At 41.3% G+C, this 19,589-nt stretch carries 19 protein-coding genes; 12 read left to right on the forward strand and 7 right to left on the reverse strand.

Features of this window, described 5'->3' with window-relative positions; all coding sequences use genetic code 11:
• Window positions 1–256: 256 nt before the first annotated feature.
• The 7 genes from N473_RS19470 to N473_RS19500 all read right to left on the reverse strand — a co-directional run bounded on the left by N473_RS19470 (window position 257) and on the right by N473_RS19500 (window position 7,701).
• Window positions 257–766, reverse strand: a complete 510-nt coding sequence (locus N473_RS19470) for a phosphoribosyl-AMP cyclohydrolase (RefSeq protein WP_196766436.1) — start codon at window positions 764–766, stop codon at window positions 257–259.
• Window positions 767–1,189: 423 nt separating this feature from the next.
• Complete coding sequence (locus N473_RS19475; RefSeq protein WP_231099600.1) at window positions 1,190–2,164, reverse strand: acyl-CoA desaturase; 975 nt, start codon at window positions 2,162–2,164, stop codon at window positions 1,190–1,192.
• 84 nt (window positions 2,165–2,248) lie between these two features.
• A complete protein-coding gene (locus tag N473_RS19480) occupies window positions 2,249–4,321 on the reverse strand; it encodes an EAL domain-containing protein (RefSeq protein ID WP_231099601.1) in 2,073 nt (690 codons plus the stop codon).
• 86 nt (window positions 4,322–4,407) lie between these two features.
• On the reverse strand, window positions 4,408–4,698 hold the full coding sequence (locus N473_RS19485; protein WP_063369360.1) for a hypothetical protein: 291 nt from the start codon (window positions 4,696–4,698) through the stop codon (window positions 4,408–4,410).
• Window positions 4,699–4,739: 41 nt separating this feature from the next.
• On the reverse strand, window positions 4,740–5,426 hold the full coding sequence (tsaB, locus tag N473_RS19490) for a tRNA (adenosine(37)-N6)-threonylcarbamoyltransferase complex dimerization subunit type 1 TsaB (protein ID WP_063369361.1): 687 nt from the start codon (window positions 5,424–5,426) through the stop codon (window positions 4,740–4,742).
• On the reverse strand, window positions 5,416–7,338 hold the full coding sequence (locus N473_RS19495) for an ATP-dependent DNA helicase (protein WP_063369362.1): 1,923 nt from the start codon (window positions 7,336–7,338) through the stop codon (window positions 5,416–5,418). The genes tsaB and N473_RS19495 overlap by 11 nt, the downstream gene beginning before the upstream one ends.
• A 132-nt stretch (window positions 7,339–7,470) precedes the next feature.
• Window positions 7,471–7,701: a hypothetical protein gene (locus N473_RS19500; protein WP_039610380.1), complete on the reverse strand. Its 231-nt coding sequence runs from the start codon at window positions 7,699–7,701 to the stop codon at window positions 7,471–7,473.
• 344 nt (window positions 7,702–8,045) lie between these two features.
• Between N473_RS19500 and hisG the strand changes: the two genes are divergently transcribed.
• The 12 genes from hisG to N473_RS19560 all read left to right on the forward strand — a co-directional run bounded on the left by hisG (window position 8,046) and on the right by N473_RS19560 (window position 18,808).
• Window positions 8,046–8,945, forward strand: a complete 900-nt coding sequence (hisG, locus tag N473_RS19505) for an ATP phosphoribosyltransferase (protein ID WP_063369363.1) — start codon at window positions 8,046–8,048, stop codon at window positions 8,943–8,945.
• 3 nt (window positions 8,946–8,948) lie between these two features.
• Window positions 8,949–10,244 carry a histidinol dehydrogenase gene (hisD, locus tag N473_RS19510; RefSeq protein ID WP_063369364.1) on the forward strand — a complete coding sequence of 432 codons (1,296 nt, stop codon included), beginning with the start codon at window positions 8,949–8,951 and terminating at the stop codon, window positions 10,242–10,244.
• Window positions 10,244–11,293 (forward strand): histidinol-phosphate transaminase, encoded by a 1,050-nt coding sequence (hisC, locus tag N473_RS19515; protein ID WP_063369365.1) that lies wholly within the window; start codon window positions 10,244–10,246, stop codon window positions 11,291–11,293. The genes hisD and hisC overlap by 1 nt, the downstream gene beginning before the upstream one ends.
• A gap of 9 nt (window positions 11,294–11,302) precedes the next feature.
• Window positions 11,303–12,364 carry a bifunctional histidinol-phosphatase/imidazoleglycerol-phosphate dehydratase HisB gene (gene hisB / locus N473_RS19520; protein ID WP_063369366.1) on the forward strand — a complete coding sequence of 354 codons (1,062 nt, stop codon included), beginning with the start codon at window positions 11,303–11,305 and terminating at the stop codon, window positions 12,362–12,364.
• Window positions 12,361–12,951 carry an imidazole glycerol phosphate synthase subunit HisH gene (gene hisH, locus N473_RS19525; protein WP_063369367.1) on the forward strand — a complete coding sequence of 197 codons (591 nt, stop codon included), beginning with the start codon at window positions 12,361–12,363 and terminating at the stop codon, window positions 12,949–12,951. Before hisB ends, hisH begins: the two co-directional genes overlap by 4 nt.
• 12 nt (window positions 12,952–12,963) lie before the next feature.
• On the forward strand, window positions 12,964–13,698 hold the full coding sequence (locus N473_RS19530) for a 1-(5-phosphoribosyl)-5-[(5-phosphoribosylamino)methylideneamino] imidazole-4-carboxamide isomerase (RefSeq protein WP_063369368.1): 735 nt from the start codon (window positions 12,964–12,966) through the stop codon (window positions 13,696–13,698).
• Window positions 13,680–14,453: an imidazole glycerol phosphate synthase subunit HisF gene (hisF, locus tag N473_RS19535; RefSeq protein WP_063369369.1), complete on the forward strand. Its 774-nt coding sequence runs from the start codon at window positions 13,680–13,682 to the stop codon at window positions 14,451–14,453. Before N473_RS19530 ends, hisF begins: the two co-directional genes overlap by 19 nt.
• Window positions 14,450–15,061, forward strand: coding sequence for a bifunctional phosphoribosyl-AMP cyclohydrolase/phosphoribosyl-ATP diphosphatase HisIE (gene hisIE / locus N473_RS19540; RefSeq protein ID WP_063369370.1), 612 nt, complete (start codon window positions 14,450–14,452; stop codon window positions 15,059–15,061). Before hisF ends, hisIE begins: the two co-directional genes overlap by 4 nt.
• A gap of 58 nt (window positions 15,062–15,119) precedes the next feature.
• Window positions 15,120–15,617, forward strand: a complete 498-nt coding sequence (locus N473_RS19545) for a hypothetical protein (protein ID WP_063369371.1) — start codon at window positions 15,120–15,122, stop codon at window positions 15,615–15,617.
• 1 nt (window position 15,618) lies between these two features.
• Window positions 15,619–16,377 (forward strand): glycosyltransferase family 25 protein, encoded by a 759-nt coding sequence (locus N473_RS19550; RefSeq protein ID WP_063369372.1) that lies wholly within the window; start codon window positions 15,619–15,621, stop codon window positions 16,375–16,377.
• A gap of 286 nt (window positions 16,378–16,663) precedes the next feature.
• Window positions 16,664–17,782: a UDP-galactopyranose mutase gene (gene glf, locus N473_RS19555; RefSeq protein ID WP_063369373.1), complete on the forward strand. Its 1,119-nt coding sequence runs from the start codon at window positions 16,664–16,666 to the stop codon at window positions 17,780–17,782.
• A gap of 3 nt (window positions 17,783–17,785) precedes the next feature.
• Window positions 17,786–18,808: a hypothetical protein gene (locus tag N473_RS19560; protein WP_063369374.1), complete on the forward strand. Its 1,023-nt coding sequence runs from the start codon at window positions 17,786–17,788 to the stop codon at window positions 18,806–18,808.
• The last annotated feature ends 781 nt before the right edge of the window (window positions 18,809–19,589 follow it).

Genomic DNA, 19,589 nt, shown 5'->3' on the forward strand with positions numbered 1-19,589 from the left:
CGTTACTTTATGCCAAACGCCCGGCTAAAATTAGAAGGTAAAAACTATAAACTCTTTCAATTTATGACAGATAATCACGCGAAGTTTAGTAACTTATTGCATTCCTCGAGGTCATCTGTGTACTGACTCAAATATAACCATTTTATGAAATGAAGATGATAACAAGGCAATCAGTATAAGTGTGAAGGGCGTGTGGCAACAGGCTTAACACAATACCTGCGTAGCGCAGGTATTGGACAACGTCATTTAAGGGCAGTTACAGCTTAAATGGTAATGAAGAGTGGTGGAGGTTAATTTTGACATTACCTTCTTTGTCTTTGATGTAACCAAATGAATACTCTACTTTGATTTCTTCACCGTTTTTCTTCGTAAAGTAGTAATTACCCATCGACATAGCTGAGTTACCATCTGTGATGATCCCTTCATTTTCCCAGCGAACCTTAACGTAAGGAGCTAAAGCAAACCCTTTATCTTCAGCTAAATCTTGGCCTACAAAATAGGATAAAGCTTCTTTTTGAGTACCTCTAAATTGATCAACTGATGCCAAAGTCGGCTTAAACAATACCTGACCATCATTAAACGCATAAAATTGCTCCAAATGCTTAATCGCTGCTTTTTTTGGGTCTTCCGCTTGCCCTATTTTTACGATCCCTTCACCCCAGCCTTTTTGTGCAGCCTCTACTTCAACCGTCGTGATAGAGGCAGCCTGTGCACTCAGTGACATCAATGAAGCAATTGCTAGTGATATTGAAGCTAATTTAATCATGAAACTCTCCTTTAGAATGTTCTATATTTTTTTATCGCTAGTTAAACTTGACCACAATATATGTAATCAATTTTAGGGGTCGTCTAGCCTCATACCCTTTCGCGAGTTTCAATACCTCGTCCAAAAGGACTACAGTACAAGGTCCACCCATTGTCGTTAAAATTAAGTTATATAACAATTAACTTTATGTAATATTACAAAGTTTCAAGACTAGTAAATTGAACATGTAAAATGGAATAAAAGCTCTAGCACAGAACATCAAAAACATTCATATCATGATACCAGTTAGCACATCCATTGAAATTTAATATCAGACGAGTCTTCAAACCACACAGCGATTTGACAGTGTATTTGATGTACATTCTGTGCTTCGAGGAAAGCAGTATTCTGTGGCCCTATTCGTTCACCTAGCGACCAAGTTGCTTAAGTGTCTTTTCGGAAAAACGGTGCAACTTTGCAATCTTCTGGAGTCCGTTCAATCCGGCTGTCCATATTTTGCGATACATTAACCAATTCATTGCGAACTGGAAGTTGTTTGGGCAACTTAATATTTTTAACGATGCCAAGGTTATGTAACGCGTTTAACACCCACCAGCCAGGATCAGGCTCATCTTTATAAAGCCCTAACATAGCAGATCCCGGGTAAGCATGGTGATTGTTATGCCAAGCTTCTCCCATAGACAAGAACCCTGCGATTCTGATGTTGTGCCCTTGTACAGCCGCTCCTTCAACTACCCATGTTTTCTCTCCTTGGTTATGCGCAAAATACCCGATTAACCAATGCCCTCCAACAGAGATGACTACTCGTACGGAAACACCCCATATTAGCCATGAAAAACCACCTATCATGTATAAAGGGATAGCTAAAGTTAATTGCTGAAACATCCAAGTTTTCTCAATGAATTGATAAAATTTATCTTGAGAAACAAAATCTTCGATTTCTAATTTAGGAGGGTTATTTAGGACAAGATCGCAATTAAGTTGCCACCAACCATCTTTGACAAGATTTGACCCATGCAATAAATAGTCATGGCATTTATTTTGTCTTTGGGCCCAATCTCTTAGGTCGTGTTGGATCATCATACCTATGGGACCCGCCATGCCAACTAACACGCCTAAATATACAAATAAATACTCCATCCATTTAGGGCACTCGTATGCACGGTGAATAAGCAACCGGTGCATACCAAGAGAATGGCCAAAGCATAATGTAATTACTGTAAGAACAAAGAATATAAATAACGAAGAAAAAGAGATAACAAAAGGCGCAATAAATAAAGCCAGAGCCAAATGAGTTAGGAACCAAATGGATTTAATTGGCTTCCACTTTACATCGCCATCATATGCACTTGTTGATTGTTGCGACTTTACTCTTTGCGTATTTAACATATTGATCATGTTATTGACTTGTGTACACACTGCTTCACTATTATCTATAACAGTAACTTAACTATAGTTTAAAGCATAAATGAGCGTTATAAGTTACTCCTCAACTGGCTCGCCTTTATCTTTTGTTGTATTGTCAGTGCCGACGGAATCACCTTTGGTCATATACAAATAAATAGCCTCTTCCACTGGCATAGCTTTAAAGTATAAAAAGCCTTGCACGCACTCAATATGAGACTGTTTTACGACCTTTTCTTCATCGGTAGTTTCAACGCCTTCAGCCACCAGCTTAAAACCTAATTTTGAGATCATCTCAGATAAATTGGTATATAACGAAATCGATTTACTATTCAATTGTTCTGGCAACAAACTACGGTCTAACTTGATGGTTTCAATATTTAACTTGGATAACACGGACAGGCAAGAATAACCCGTCCCAAAGTCATCCATTGCGCAAGCAATTTTATTCTTTTTGAGTGCATCTACAATGGTGACTGTTTTATTAAAGTCTTCAATATAACTGGACTCTAGTAACTCAACTTCAACCTGCCCTGGAAACTTAGCAAATGCCTTTATAATTCGTCGATACCCACCGGTGAGCAGGTTTTGTGGTGAGATGTTAAAGCTAATTTTCGGTTTTAGGCCGTGCTTGGCGAACTGTTCTAAGTCTATCTCTAATTGGTCGATAACGTAGTTATCGATGATGTGCAACAAGTTATGCTGATCGAGTGTTTCTAAAAACCACGGGCCAGAGACAGTGCCATCTTTGTTTGTCAGCCTTAGTAGCGCTTCAAAACCAACAACATGCTTATTATATGGATTAATTTTAGGTTGATAGAATAACGTCAATGCACCTTGATTCAGGGCCTCTGTTACTTCTTTTAAGCTATGCGCACTGATTTGCTCTTTTCTTTGCGTTTCACTAAATGAGCCTTCAGCTCCCTCTTCAATTAAACGCCCAGCAGTGTAGCGCTTCATCAGTACATCCAGTGCTTTGCCCGATAAGTTATTGTCTCTATTTGCCTTTAAAAAAGGGAAATAAATCAGCGCATTAATCAGTACCAAGCCCACCTGTAGTACTATGCCTTTCATACTCTCTGTAAGTAACCAACCGTTTATAAAGATTGGGGTAAACCAGGGAATTTCGTCGGCATACTCGACCGATACAAAACCACTATAAAACGCAAAATAAGCAATAGATGCGTTAACTAGTGGACAAAGTAAAAACGGTAAAAGAATATAAGGGTTAAATACGATAGGAAGTGCGTAAATCATCACCTCACTGATGTTAAACAATGCCAAAGGAGAAGAGATAGCTGCAATACGTTTTTCATGTTGACCTTTTTTCAAGAACATCGCAGCTACAATCAACCCCCACAAACACCCTGTTCCGCCTAAAATCACGAACCCAGTAAAAAAGTTATAACTAATTAAATCAGGCAAAACATAATAGCCAGTTAGCTCACTTGATACGAGCAATTGATAAGTGTTATCACCATGAACACCTATAAACCAAAGCAAATGAGAAATGATCAGCTGCATTGATAGCTTTTCAAATACGTTCCAATGAGGATTAAGAGACCTCAAAAGTTCTACGGTGGCGTCAGCCGCCATATCGATGTAAGGAAATAGAAGCAGCACAACACTAGTAACAATCAGGTAAGGTAAAATTAAATTTAAATGTTTGCGTAAAAACAAACTAATCGAGCTTACGCCGACCAAACGGAACACTCTTAAGCGTTCTAAATAAGACAGAAAATAGCAACACACAACGGGCATAAGCAAAGAGTATAAAGCGCCCATACGATGATTAATGGCCAAATCACCATCAGATATGGTGATGTACCCTGTCGTTGCCGTAAAACAAGTAAATACTAATATGGGGCTGGCAATAGAGTGCACTTTCAGATTTTTTGACAGGTAATAACTAAAAGACATTAAAGTCAGTACTGGAAATATCCCCCAAACCAAAACGTTAAAGTCTTCTAAAAATTGATGCTCAACCCCTTTCATGGATATATTGAGCCACTGATTGATGAGTGTGATTAACGACGCCACGATGAAAAATGGAATTAACGCAATATAGCCCTCTCGCAGCGAAAGTATCACTGTGTTAGAGGAAATTTTAAATGCATATTGGTTAAATTTATTAAGCAACGTTCTTGTCACAACTCTGTTTTTCTTTTTACATTACCCCAATAAATTTAGATTACAATCGGTTATTGCAATTTTTTACTGAAAATAATTCAACCTGATCAAGCGTATAAATCAACACCTATGAGCGCTTGTATTTCTGAGCGTCTAGTTTCATTTTGCACGGCCGAATATGACTGAACTGCTTTGCTGGAATTGAAGGAAGGTTGATCATAGATGACCGAGCGTTTGTCTTGCTGAAACTGCTCCGCCAACTTGACACCTTGAGGACTGAACTTAATGTCACTGACTGGGCTGACGTTGTCATTCGGGCGCGCATTCTCCTGAGCTTTAACCACCTTGGAGTTAAACTGATAAGTGTCCTGATTTTGAACTACTTGATTAATCCGCATGTATCGCGCCCAATATTTGTGCCTAATTTAAGGATAGTGCCTTATTCACGACCTGGCAACTTCTTCCAAGTTACCGTATCCCTGACATAATGCGGCTGAGCATCTTGGGCCATAACCGTATCACCATTGCTAAAAGCAATATCGCCAATTGCCAACATATATAGCGCATTGGGTAAAGATATTGAATCTATCACAGATACATTCAGACGTTGTGCATCATCTGCATAAGTTTGCCAACCAGTACCTACACCGTTCACACCATTGAAGCTATCATGCAGAGCATCAGGCTTAACGACAATCTCTTCTTGTTTTGCAATGGCATTACCCTGCTCATCTTTACCAAAATGACCAAGGTAAATTTCACCCATACGTGCATCTATGGCACTGATAACTTCGTCACAGCCCTGTGTTTGTAATGCTTCTTGCGCCATGGCTTGCAAAGTTGATACACCATGTAATTTCAAACCTGCCGAATACGCTAGACCTTGAGCGACAGCCACGCCAATTCGAACGCCAGTAAAACTGCCTGGTCCGCGACCATATGCAATACCATCTAAATCTTTAAGTGTGCAATTTGCTTCAGATAATAACGCATCTACAAGCGGTAGAATTTTCTGACTGTGTTGCTGTGGACACACTTCAAAATGAGTAAACGTTTTACCTTTAAAGTGAAGGGCAAGACTCAAGGCTTCTGTAGAAGCATCTATTGCTAGCAAATTATGTTTCATGTTTATCGATGTTCTCTAAAAAATTCAATGCCTTCTCCAAATCTCGCGTACGCGTCATCGGTGGAAGACTTTTAATAAACGTTTCGCCGTATTTTCTCGTAACTAAGCGATTATCGCAAATAATAAGCACGCCTTTATCAGATCTATCTCGGATCAAGCGCCCTACTCCTTGCTTTAGTGCAATGACAGCCTGTGGTAATTGAATATCCTCAAAAGGCTCTTTGCCACTGAGCTCTGCGTCTTTCATTTTAGCTTGTAATAGTGGATCGTCTGGCGATGTGAAAGGCAGTTTGTCGATAACAACACAGCTTAAAGCGTCCCCCCTAACATCTACCCCTTCCCAAAACGATGCAGTGCCAAGCAAAACAGCGTTACCATGGCGAATAAATTGCTCAAGTATAATGCGCTTTGACGACTGCCCTTGCATAAAAACGGGGTACTCAGTCGCCGTGCTGATCCCCTCATAAACCAGATGCATCACTCGATAACTGGTAAAAAGTAAAAATGTGCGACCCTCGGCTGCGTTAATAACCGACTTTGCTATTTTAACCAAGGAGTGCGGCATAAGTTCATCTTTGGTCTCAGGTAAATACCGAGGTAAACACAATAATGCTTGCTTTTGATAATCAAAAGGACTGTCTACGATTTTGTGAAAATCCGGTTTTAAACCAAGACTTGCATTAAAGTGGTCAAGTTTGTTATCAACCGACAGCGTCGCTGAGGTAAAGACAAAACCAGCCTCTGTTTTTTTAACTAATTCCTGAAAACGGTTTGATACATCCAGTGGTGTGATGTGAATGGTTACAAATCGACGCGTGGTTTCAAACCAGTAACTATAACCCGTTTGAGTAACATCAAACGCTCGTTCCATTTGCCCTTTGAAGGCCAATACGCGTTCAAAGGGATGTTCGATTTTGTCACTACGATCAAGGCACAGTTTGAGTACTTTATACAAAAAGTCTAAATTACCAATTACCCGATGCAGCGCCTCGCAGATCACTTTGTCTTGCAGCGCTTCTCGCCAATCTCCGCGCGCACCATCACCGCCAAACACCAGTCTTAGATCGGCAATACTAGTGGTTAACTTATTGAGCGTTTTACCCAATTGCAGCATATCTGGCATATCACTCAGATAAATAACACGAATGTCATTCACTAAATCATTGAGTTGCTTAGTACTGATTGACTCACCAAAGTAATCGCTCGCAATCTCATTAACCTGATGCGCTTCATCAAAAACATAGGTATCTGCGGTTGGCATTAATTCAGCAAAGCCAGAATCCTTAACCGCCATATCAGCAAAGAATAAATGATGGTTTATCACCACCAAATCGGCTTCCATGGCTTTTAGGCGCGCTTTACGTATATAACACTCAGCAAAGTCTGGGCACTCTTTCCCTAAACAGTTATCTGCGGTGGAACTGACATAAGGTAAGACTTTGGCATCTTCCTCTATACCAACGCAATCTGCAAGATCACCACTTTGCGTTTCTGTTGCAAACTTGGCAACCATTGCAAGTTGATGCATGACGTCTGGGTCGTCTGTTGGGACATGAGCAACATGCTGATTTAGGCGATAAGTACACAAATAGTTAGCTCGACCTTTGAGCAGTGCTGTTTTTCGCCCTTTGCCCAGCGCCTTTAAGAGATTAGGTAAATCTCTGTGATAGAGCTGCTCTTGAAGGGCCTTAGATCCAGTTGAAATGACAATTTTTTTGGTATTTATTAGTGCAGGAACAAGGTACGCGAATGTTTTACCAGTACCGGTACCAGCCTCTACCACGCATTGGCCACCGTTTTTGACTATATCGTCAATCGCAACAGCCATTTCAATTTGAGGTTGTCTTGGTTGGTATCCACTAAAATGATTAGCAAGTGGGCCGGTCGCTGAGAAGTACTGTTCTATGGACAAAGAAAAATATTACCTGACTTAATAACTCAGGCAATTCTAATTTTAAATCAAAGCGAGAGCAAGGTGCCCAACAAACTCTGCCGTTATTTTTCTATTAAATTAAATACGTTTTACCCAGCCTTCATGGCTAAACTAAGCCCAAGTATCCAGATGTTTTTCATCATCTGAGCTGTGACTATTTTCATCGTCCTCATCTGGAGGCAGCTCCCGCTGATGTTTTAATTCACTGTCTACACTATTAGTTTGAGATTTACCTTTGATCTTTTCCGCTTTGTTATCGAGCACACCAACAATTTTAAACGGCCCATTGTGCGCAACTTTTAATCGAACGATAGGCGCCATGTAAGGTTTAAAAACATCCATAAGCTTATCCTCCCAAGAAATAAACCACTGACCTACATACTTATTATCGGCAGCTATATTGTATTCTTTATTTATTTTCAAAAAGTACTTGCATGCTTTGGCAATTTCATGATTATCTATAAAAAGTTAATCGAATTACAGAAAATTTTACAATTAGGTAAGAACATGTTTTTAAATCTGACAGCAGTACATCATCACCATCATACATCGGGATAGCCTGTCAGGTATTTCGCTGGTGGGTTATTCCTAAAAGGAACCTCCGGCGAATCATTCAACGTATTTAAATTTATTTCGCCCTGAGGTTCCCTCGGGGTTTTTCGTTTTTGAATATTAGGAAATAAATTATGAATACATCTAATCGCTTACGTATCGCAATCCAAAAATCAGGCAGATTGTCAAAAGACTGCCAATCCTTGTTAAAACAACTAGGCGTTAAGTTGAACTTACGTGAACAACGTCTAATCGCGCACTCAACAAATATGCCCATCGATGTACTTCGTGTTCGAGATGACGATATTCCGGGCTTAGTGATGGACGGCGTATGTGATTTAGGTATTGTTGGTGAAAACGTACTGGTCGAAACACAAGCCGAGCGAGAACGCGCAGGCCAATCCAGCGCGGTTAAAAAACTGTCAAAGCTTGACTTCGGTTATTGCAGGCTGGCGCTTGCTTGGCCACAAGAGTTAGGCGAGCAGTCGAAAGATTGGTTTAACGGCAAACGCATTGCCACCACCTACCCTGAAATTCTTAAGCAATATCTTGCCAAAGAAAACATCGACGCCAGCGTGGTTATGTTAACAGGTTCAGTAGAAGTTGCGCCGCGCGCCGGTCTTGCTGATGCAATTTGCGACTTAGTTTCAACAGGCGCAACGTTGGAAGCAAACGGTTTAATGCAGGGTGATACCATCTTAGAGTCAAACGCATGCTTAATCCAAAATGCCAACCTAAATGATGACAGTAAACTGTCATTGATCAACAAATTACTACCCCGTTTAAAAGGCGTTCGCCAAGCCAAAGAAAGCAAGTACATCATGCTGCACGCACCAAAAGCAAAACTAGAAGAAGTGTGCGAACTGCTACCTGGCACTGGCCAACCAACGCTGTTATCACTTGCAGGCAGTGAAGATTATGTTGCCCTACACATGGTAAGCAGCGAAACATTGTTCTGGGAAACCATGGAAGAGTTAAAAGCGTTAGGTGCGAACTCTATCCTTGTCATGCCAATCGAAAAAATGATGGAGTAAGTTATGCTAGTTTGGGATCAACTTGACCAACAAGCACAGCAAGCAATACTCACTCGCCCTGCCGTTAGTGCAGGTGCGGGGGTGCAAGCTGCAGTCGAAAACATCATTAACAGCGTTCGTCAAAAAGGCGATCAAGCACTGTTGGAAATGGCTAAGCAATTTGATAACCGCCAATCTAACAGATTACGAGTGCCTGAAGATGAAATCACACAGAGTGAGTTTCAACTCAGTAATGAACTTAAAAGTGCCATTGATCAAGCATACAACAACGTACGTGCATTTCACGAGTTGCAGTTACCAGAACCTAAACAACTTGAAACACAGCCTGGCGTTGTATGTGAACTAAAGTATCAAGCCATCGATGCTGTCGGAATTTACGTACCGGGCGGCAGCGCACCTTTGCCCTCTTCCGTATTAATGCAAGGTGTATGCGCGCAACTAAGCGGCGCAAAAACAGTGGTGCTCGCCACCCCAGTGAAAGGTGAAGAGCCGATCCACCCTGCTATTTTATATGCAGCAAAAAAATGCGGCATCAGTACTATCATTGAAAGCGGTGGCGCAGGTGTAGTGGCGGCGATGGCACTAGGTACTGAGAGTGTACCAAAAGTCGATAAGGTATTTGGCCCTGGTAATGCGTATGTCACCATGGCAAAGCAACTGTTATCCCAGTCTGTCCCTGGTTTTGCTATCGACATGCCTGCAGGTCCATCAGAAGTACTGGTCATCGCAGATGAAAACGCTAACCCCGCTTTTGCTGCAGCTGATTTACTATCACAAGCTGAACATGGCGCTGACTCTCAAGTACTACTGCTAAGTGATAGTGAATCCTTTATCACTGAAGTAGAAGCTGAAATCAAAAGGCAGCTGGCTGAGTTATCTCGAGCTGAAATCGCAAAACAAGCCATGAACAACAGTGCATTGGTTTTAGTTGAATCAATCGATAAGGCTTTTGAATTGTCAGCTGAATATGGTCCTGAGCACTTAATACTGCAATTAAGAGATGCACAGTCTCGCGTTGATTTGGTGAAAAACGCAGGCTCTGTTTTTGTCGGCGATTACACACCAGAGTCTGCTGGCGACTATGCATCGGGAACCAATCACGTACTACCAACGTATGGTTACTCTAAAACTTATTCCAGTTTAAATTTAATGGACTTTTTTAGAACCTATACCGTTCAGTCCATCACTAAGCAAGGCTTGTCTGATTTAAGTAAGGCTATCTTGCCATTAGCAGAAGCCGAAGGACTTGATGCGCACGCGAATGCCGTTGCAATTAGATTAAATGGTGGAAAACAATAATGGCAACTTCATTATTACCAAAAAATATCGAGAGCTTGAAAGCATATAGCTCAGCAAAAAGCGAAAAGCTCACAGGAAATACGTGGCTAAATGCCAATGAAAGCCCATTTAGTAAAAGCATTGAGATCTCTATTGATGATTTAAACCGCTATCCGGAGCCTCAACCAGAATCCGTAATTAATGCATATAGTAAGTATGCACAATTGTCGCCAACGCAGGTGTTGATGACAAGAGGCGCCGATGAAGGCATCGAACTATTGATGCGCACATTTTGTGAACCAGCCAAAGACAGTATCGCCATTTTCACACCGACTTACGGTATGTACAAAGTCTCAGCTGATACACAAAACATTGCCATTAACGCCCTTTCACAAGCACAATTGAAAGAAGCGCAAGTGAGTGAACTGAGCGCACTTATCGGCGATGCTAAGCTGGTATTTATTTGTAATCCAAATAACCCTACTGGCAGCCTGACACCGATTGACAAAATTGCTGCGCTCGCCAAAGCACTTGAGAACTCAGCACTGGTCGTCGTGGACGAAGCGTATATTGAGTTTGCCCCAGAGCAAAGCGCAGTATCTTTGCTACAAGATTTCGATAATGTCGTAGTGCTGAGAACGCTTTCTAAAGCGTTTGCCCTCGCAGGACTTAGAACAGGCTTCTTGTTGGCCAATGATGCGGTATTAAACCCTGTACGCAAAGTCATCGCGCCCTACCCAGTATCAACCGCAGTAGCAAAAATAGCAGAACAAGCGCTGTCGGTAGATGCAATCACGCAAATGCGCAGACAAGTTAGCATTTTAAATAGTAATAAAGCCAAACTCACAACATGGTTACGTAACTCGCCTAAAGTCACTCAGGTTCTTTACGGTGAAGGCAACTTTGTCACGCTGCAGTTGAGCGACAAAGCACTAATCGAACAAGCAATGAAAGCCGGCACTATTATGCGCCCGTTTACACTATTTGAAGAAGACAACTGGCTAAGAATATCAATCGGTAGCGAGCAAGAATTAAAACAAGTCAAACTTTGGCTAGAGCAAAGCGAGTAAGGAAGTAAAATGAGTACGCCATATCTATTCATCGACCGTGATGGCACATTAATCGAAGAACCTGTCACAGACAAGCAGGTAGATAGCCTAGAAAAATTAGCGCTTCTACCTAATGTGATCCCAGCCATGCTGGCTTTGCAAAGCGCAGGATACCGCCTTGTCATGGTATCTAACCAAGATGGGTTGGGCACAGACAGTTTCCCAGAAGAAGACTTTGCCGCACCGCACAACAAAATGATGGAAATCTTCTCATCACAAGGCATTAAGTTTGACGAAGTGCTGATTTGCCCGCACTTTGACGAAGACAACTGTGATTGTCGCAAACCCAAAACGGGTTTACTCACTTCTCTGATGCGCTCAGGAAAAGTGGATCTAGCTCGCTCTTATGTGATTGGGGATCGTCAAACAGACATCCAACTTGCGCAAAACCTATGTATTCAAGGCATTTTGTACGACGGTGATTGGAACAAAATTGTCACCGAGCTGACCACGCAAAACCGTCAAGCCAGTGTGATCAGAAATACTAAAGAGACGCAGATCTCGGTTGCTGCAAACCTAGACCAAACTGCCAATGGCGACATCAATACTGGCCTTGGTTTTTTCGATCACATGCTTGATCAGATCCGTACCCACGCCAATATTGGTCTTGAAATAAAAGCACAGGGCGATTTACACATAGATGAGCACCACTTAGTCGAAGATGTCGGTATCGCGCTGGGGCAAGTATTACGAGAAGCACTCGGCACTAAATCTCAAATCGCACGATACGGTTTTGCCTTGCCGATGGATGAATGTAAAGCAGAGTGCCAATTAGATTTATCAGGCCGAGCATCATTTGTACTCAATGCCGACTTTACTCGCGACAATGTCGGTGACTTAGATGTGCAAATGGTCGAGCACTTTTTTAAGTCGCTATCCGATAACGCCCAAGTAAGCCTAATACTCAGTGTCTCTGACGGCAACTGCCACCACCAAGTTGAAGGGTTATTCAAAGCATTTTCTCGCGCATTAAGAATGGCCATTGCTAAAGATGCGTCTCAACTTACGGCTAGCTCAAAGGGGTGTTTATGATAGCCATAATTAATACCGGATGTGCCAATATCAACTCGGTTCGCTTTGCATTCGAACGTTTAGGCGTGACACCTGAAGTGTTATCTGATCCTAATCAGTTAGCTAAATTTGACCGCGCTGTCCTTCCGGGAGTTGGGCACGCTAATGTAGCCATCAAACGATTGAATGAGCAAGGGTGGAAAGAAGCCATTAACGCTTACCAAAGACCACTCATGGGCATTTGTTTAGGTATGCAAATGCTCTGTGATAACAATGAAGAAGGTAATGTTACTGGGCTTGGAGTCATCGACGGCAACATTAAAGCACTGCAAACCGGTGAATTAACGAGTCCACACATGGGTTGGAACAACATCAATGTCACCAAGGCGCACCCTTTAACACAAGGGATCAGTAAGGATGATCAGGTGTATTTTGTGCACAGCTTTGCCCATGAGCTCAATGACACAACGCTCGCGAGTTGCGAGTACGGGCAAGCATTCTCTGCCATCATCGCCAAAGATAACTACGCAGGCATGCAATTTCACCCTGAAAAAAGCGCCAAAGTGGGCGCACAGCTTTTAACTAACTTTATGCAATGGCAAGTTTAATAAGGAACGAACATGATAATTCCAGCAATAGATGTTTTAGATAGCCAAATTGTTCGCCTCTTCCAGGGCAAATACAATACAGCGCAATTTTACCCGTTTGACTTGCAAACTCGCCTGCATGAATACCAAGATGCAGGAGCAATAAAGTTACACCTTGTTGATTTAGAAGGCGCGCGTGATCCAAGCAAAAAGCAGTGGCAACAAATTCAAGCAGCGACGAGCAAACTGGATACACCATATCAAGTAGGTGGTGGGATCCGCGCTTATGAAGATATAAAACAGTGGCTTAAAGCAGGTGCAAACCAAGTAGTTATTGGATCATTAGCCGTTGACCAAAAAGAACAATTAGCTCAGTGGATCCAAGAGTTTGGCGCGGAACGTTTTGTCATTGCATTAGATGTAAATAAAACCGCAAATGGCTGGTCAGTTGCCACGCACGGCTGGCAAAGTGACTCAAGCGTTTCATTATTTGAGTTAATCGACTTTTATCTTGCGCTAGGCGTGTATGACTTCCTATGTACGGACATCAGTAAAGATGGCACCATGACAGGCCCTTCATTTGAACTGTATCAGCAAATTGTACAATACAGTCCAGCCGCAAAAGTACAAGCTTCAGGCGGTGTAAGCTCGTTAGACGACATCAAACAGCTTATTGAAATTGGCGTTGCAGGCATTATTTTAGGCAAATCTTTATTAGATGGTGCATTTACTGTTGAGGAGGCAATTGCATGTTATCGAAACGCATAATTCCTTGTCTTGACGTAAAAAATGGCCAAGTCGTCAAAGGAATCAAGTTTAAACAACACGAAGTGGTTGGCGACATTATTGAACTCGCCAAGCTATATAGCGAGCAAGGTGCGGACGAACTGGTTTTTTATGAGATCAGTGCCAGCGTAGAAAAACGCTTGCTTGATTTAAACTGGGTCAGAGACATCGCGAAAAATATCGATATTCCTTTTTGTGTTGCAGGTGGCATTAAATCCGTTGCGGATGCCGCAAAAGTGTTAGAACAAGGCGCGGATAAAATTTCTATTAACAGCCCAGCAATAGCTAGGCCAGAACTTATCAAAGAATTACACGACGAATTTGGTAAGCAATGTGTGGTTGTGGGAGTAGACAGTTTTTATGATGATAAAAGTGGGGAGTATTTAGTATATCAGCTAACCGGCGACCCGAACGCTGCCAGCCAAACACGCTATAAAACACAGGAATGGATCCAGCGAGTGCAAGATTTAGGTGCTGGTGAAATCGTACTAAACTGCATGAATCAAGATGGCGTTCGCAAAGGCTATGATTTATCACAACTCAGTAAAATGAGATCACTGTGTGACATCCCGCTAATCGCATCTGGTGGCGCAGGCAAAGAACAAGATTTTGTGGATGTATTTAACAAAGCAAATGTTGATGGTGCACTGGCAGCCAGTGTCTTCCACAAGCAAGTGATTGAAATACCAAAACTAAAACAGTATTTGAAAAAGAATAAGGTAGCGACAAGATTATGAAATTAACCCCAGACAACATAAGCTCTGTCGACTTTGGTAAATCAGAGTTGATCCCAGCAATAGTACAAGATTACGAAACTGGCGTCATTTTGATGCAAGGGTTTATGAACTTAGAAGCACTGCAAGTGACGTTTGAAAAAAAGCTAGTCACCTTTTATTCAAGATCTAAGTCAAGACTGTGGACCAAAGGTGAGTCTTCAAACAATGTACTCAAGCTTATAGAAGCACACACTGACTGCGACAAAGACAGCATATTAATTTTGGCAACGCCTGCAGGCCCGACTTGCCACCTTGGCACCGAAAGTTGCTTTGATGGCGCTCAACCCGAACTCGCCTTTTTAGGCACACTGCAAAAAGTAATTAAGGAGCGTAAAAACGCCGATCCCGAGTCCAGTTATACTGCATCACTGTTTGCCAAAGACTTAAGTCGAAGCTGCCAAAAAGTCGGTGAGGAAGGTATTGAAGTGGCACTGGCTGCGATGAAACAAGATAAAGCCGAATTACTTAACGAATCTGCGGATTTAATTTACCACTTATTAGTACTTTTACAACGAAGTGAACTCGACTTATCACAAGTTGTCGAGACATTAGCCAAAAGACACCAATAACCTACCTCATCACAAATGACCATGGTATGCTTAGGGAAAATTCGATAAGGAAGCTGCCATGGTTTTTCGCCACCTCATATACTCATTTGGTTTTATCACATTAGTTGGATGTAACTCATTACCTAACGACGTTCAAAAAAAAGTTGAAAACATGACTGACTGTGAAAAAGTCAATGCATTGATCACGGGTGCAGGTGATGGCTTTTCTATTCTGAAAGGCAGCGAAATAAACGGCAAGTTAATGAAAAGCTGGCGACCCAAAGCGCATCTAATTGAAAACAGCTGCCAGATTAATTTGTACACAAGTGGCAACACAGCCTATGAATGTAATAAATCTTTCTCAGGTAAAACTGAAGCGTTAGTCAGGTTTGAGCAAGTAAATGAACAACTTAAAACCTGTCTAAGCCCTGACTGGGAAGAAAAACAGCACTTTGGTAAAGAAAGCAGCCGCTCTACTTTTACGAGTGAGCTTTCAGAAACTAAAGTTGCAGTCAATTTTGGTACCACCCTTGATAAACAAAAGCCTTGGGCGGTCAGCTTGGAAATAGTAAAATAATATGACTCAACCACCAATATTTTTAATAAACTTAGATAAGAGCACAGATAGACTGGATGCGGTAACGCAAAGACTCGCACCTTTCGATATAAAATTTGAGCGTATAAGTGCAGTATTGGGAAGCCAAGTAGATCAAACAACACGTGACAGGTTTTATTCTGAAGAAAAAAACAGCAGTGATTACCATAAACCACTGAGTCCGGGAGAGATCGGCTGTTACATGAGCCACCTAAAAGTACTGCAACACATTGTAGACAATGAAATTCCTTGGGCAATCATATTAGAAGATGACTTTGAGGTTGTAGGCAACCTTAATGAGGCCATCTCCGCTCTATCAGAAATTGATTTTGAATGGGATATGATAAAGTTAGCTGAGTACGGTGATCGCACTCGACCAACCGCTTATGAGTTTAAGCTCAATGCTACTTTTAATTTAAAAATTCAAAAGAAAGTATCTGCAGGCACCTGTGCGCAAGCTATCACTCTAGATGGAGCAAAAAAAATCCTACAGTCGAGTATTCCGTTTGGTCGCCCTGTCGATACTGATTACCAACATTGGTGGGAAAAAAACATAGAAATTTTGACCTTATCTCCTTGTCCGCTTAAACAAGATCTGGACTTTGACTCTACAATTGGAAATATGAGTAAAGGCCTGTCTTTTAAAACCGCTTTTTGGAGAAGGAAAATACAACAGCTAAAATATAAAGCATTAAATAAATCAAATACGCGTCGAATTATTAATAAATTCATTGAAAGATAGTTTTATGGGGCGAATTTACTTCGCCCTAATAATTAAACCCTTATCAGCATTAATAGTTAGAACAAGTTTAAAAAACCTGCCTTTATTAAAAATATATAATTTAGTTTCCTACCCCTACAGCAAACCCATTAAATTCGCATTAATTAAAATACCGCACTGACATATACCCCCAACTTATGAAAAAATTAATTATTAGCCAAATTCAATTTTATTTAAATTAAAACCTTACTCATATGATATTATTTTAGGTTAGTTATTAAATATTTATTAAGTGAGGCTAATTCGAATGAAAAACACGCAATACGACTACCTTATAGTTGGTGCAGGTTTATTTGGTGCAGTGTTTGCCCGAGAGGCCACAGATCAAGGAAAAAAAGTCTTAGTTATTGATAAACGCGACCACACTGGTGGGAATATCTATTGTGAGAATATAGAAGGTATTAACGTCCACAAGTATGGTGCACATATATTTCACACCAGCAATCAGCAGGTATGGGATTATGTAAATCGTTTTGTTACATTTAATCATTATGTCAACTCCCCGGTTGCCCGCTATCAAGACAAGCTCTATAACTTGCCTTTTAATATGAATACCTTTTATCAATTATGGGGCGTAACTACACCACAACAAGCAAAAGATAAAATCGAAGCAGAGCGCGCTCCTTATGCTGACTTAGAGCCACAAAACTTAGAAGAACAAGCTCTATTTTTAGGTGGGCGAGATCTGTATGAAAAACTAATCAAAGGATACACTGAAAAGCAATGGGGCCGTCCAGCCACTCAAATACCTGCGTTTATTATCAAACGCCTCCCCTTCAGGTTTACTTTCGATAATAATTACTTTAATGATACTTATCAGGGTATCCCCGTCGGTGGCTATAATGCATTAACTGACGCGCTGTTAGAAGGTGTCGAAGTGAGAACAGGCATAAACTACTTTGACAAAGCTGATGACTATAATCAACTAGCAGATAAAATATTGTATACAGGAAAGATTGATGAGTTTTTTGATTGTCAGTTCGGTGCTTTAGAATATCGCAGCTTACACTTTGAAACCGAAGTGCTAGATCAAGACAGTTACCAAGGTAATGCAGTGATTAACTATACTGAGCGTGAAGTACCTTATACTCGAATTTTAGAACATAAACATTTTGAATTTGGTACAAGTGATAAAACTGTCATCACTAAAGAATACCCCCATGAGTTCAGTAAGGACAACGAGCCTTACTACCCAATTAATGATGAAACAAATAATGCTCTATTAACCAAGTATCAAGAGTTGGCTAAAACCGCACCTTATGCTGATAAATTTATTTTTGGTGGACGTCTTGCCAATTATAAATACTACGACATGGATGACACCATTGAAGCTGCACTTGCATTAACAACTCAGGAGCTTGTTTAGGTTATGAGTAATAAAGTATATATAGCTAGAAACTATCGCTCTAAGTTTGATGCAGCTGGCAAAGCTAAAATGGACTGTGAAACCATTTTAGAAAATAATGGCTGGAAAAATATTGGCTTCAAGCAAACATGGATCTCAAATTCTATTCTTGGCACGTTAATAAGCGCACTGGGCGTTACATGGGCTATTTTAAAATTAAAGCCAGGCAGTACCGTATGCCTACAATATCCATTCAATAAGTTTTATGGTTATTGTTTATGGGGCGCAAAACTGAAAAATAGCAAAGTGTTAACCCTTGTGCATGACCTGAAAAGCTTAAAAGGTAAATATGGTCATTCAGATAAGGAAGTCGCGCTTTTAAAACAGTCTGATCAATTAATTGTCCACAATGACAAAATGGCCGCATGGTTTACCGAACAAAATTTTCAAGCCCAAATTACCAATATTGAGGCTTTTGACTATTTACACACAGATAATCCCAACGCAAAACGAACGGACACTGACTATGATAAAATCCGCGTCGTGTTTGCAGGTAATATGGGTCCATTTATTTATGAGTTAGATAGCCTTGACCGTGGCAACTTTAAATTTGATCTGTATGGTGTGGGCTACGACAAAAATAAAGTCAAAAATGTCGAAGACACAGTATTAGATTATAAAGGCTGCTTTCCATCAAATGAGGTTATTGACCATATTGATGGTGATTTTGGCTTAGTTTGGTATGGCAATACCTTGGACTCATGTGATGGCGTAACTGGCAAGTACTTAATGTACAACAACCCGCATAAGCTTTCGTTATATTTGCTCTGTGATATGCCAATTATTATTTGGGATAAGGCGGCAATGGCGAGCTTTGTGGAACGAGAACGTATTGGTTTTAGCATCAGCTCTCTTCGCGATATAAAGCACAAATTAGCGGAACTTAATCCAGATCAGATTGAACAAATGAAACGCAATGTAGCACGTGTTAAAGCTGACGTTCAGTCAGGAAAGTATTTAGAAAGAGCCCTGAACCAATTCTCTTAACGAAATACAACCGCTTCAAATAAAAGCCTTGTTTAACATAAAGGCTTTTATTTATATGCTGCGACCATAAATGGATTGCGGAGCAAGCCCGCAATGACGAAAGTGAGAAAGTGCAGCTTGTTTAAACCAACAGTACCAAACCCAACCTGTCACCCTGAACTCTCTTTAGGGCCCACGTATTGACCGCATACTAGCATAACGATCGCAAAATGGATTGCGGGGCAAGCCCGCAACGACAAAGGTGAGAAAGTGCAACTTGTTCAAACCAACAATACCAAACCCAACTATTTCAACCTACAGCACCAAACCTAACCCCGTCACCCTGAACTCGCTTCAGGGTCCACGTATTGATGGCATACACGCATATAACCTCAAGATGGATTGCGGGGCAAGCCCGCAATGACGAGGGTGAGGAAGTGCAGCTTGTTTAAACCAACAGCACCAAGCCCGTCACCCTACACTCGCTTCTAGGCCCATAACTATCTCAAACATGAATTGCGGAGCAAGCCCGCAACGACAAAGGTGAAAAAGTGCAACTTATTTCAACCAGCAACACCAAACCTAACCCCGTCACCCTACACTCGCTTCTGGGCCCATAACTATCTCAAAAAAATGGATTGCGGGCCAAGCCCGCAATGACGAGGGCGAGAAAGTGCAACTTGTTTCAACCAACAGCACCAAACCTAACCCCGTCACCCTGAACTCGCTTCAGGATCTACGTATTGATGGCATACACGCATATCAACCTTAAGATGGATTTCGGGGCAAGCCCGCAACGACA

The organism is Pseudoalteromonas luteoviolacea CPMOR-1, assembly GCF_001625685.1.
GTDB classification, from domain to species: domain Bacteria; phylum Pseudomonadota; class Gammaproteobacteria; order Enterobacterales; family Alteromonadaceae; genus Pseudoalteromonas; species Pseudoalteromonas luteoviolacea_K.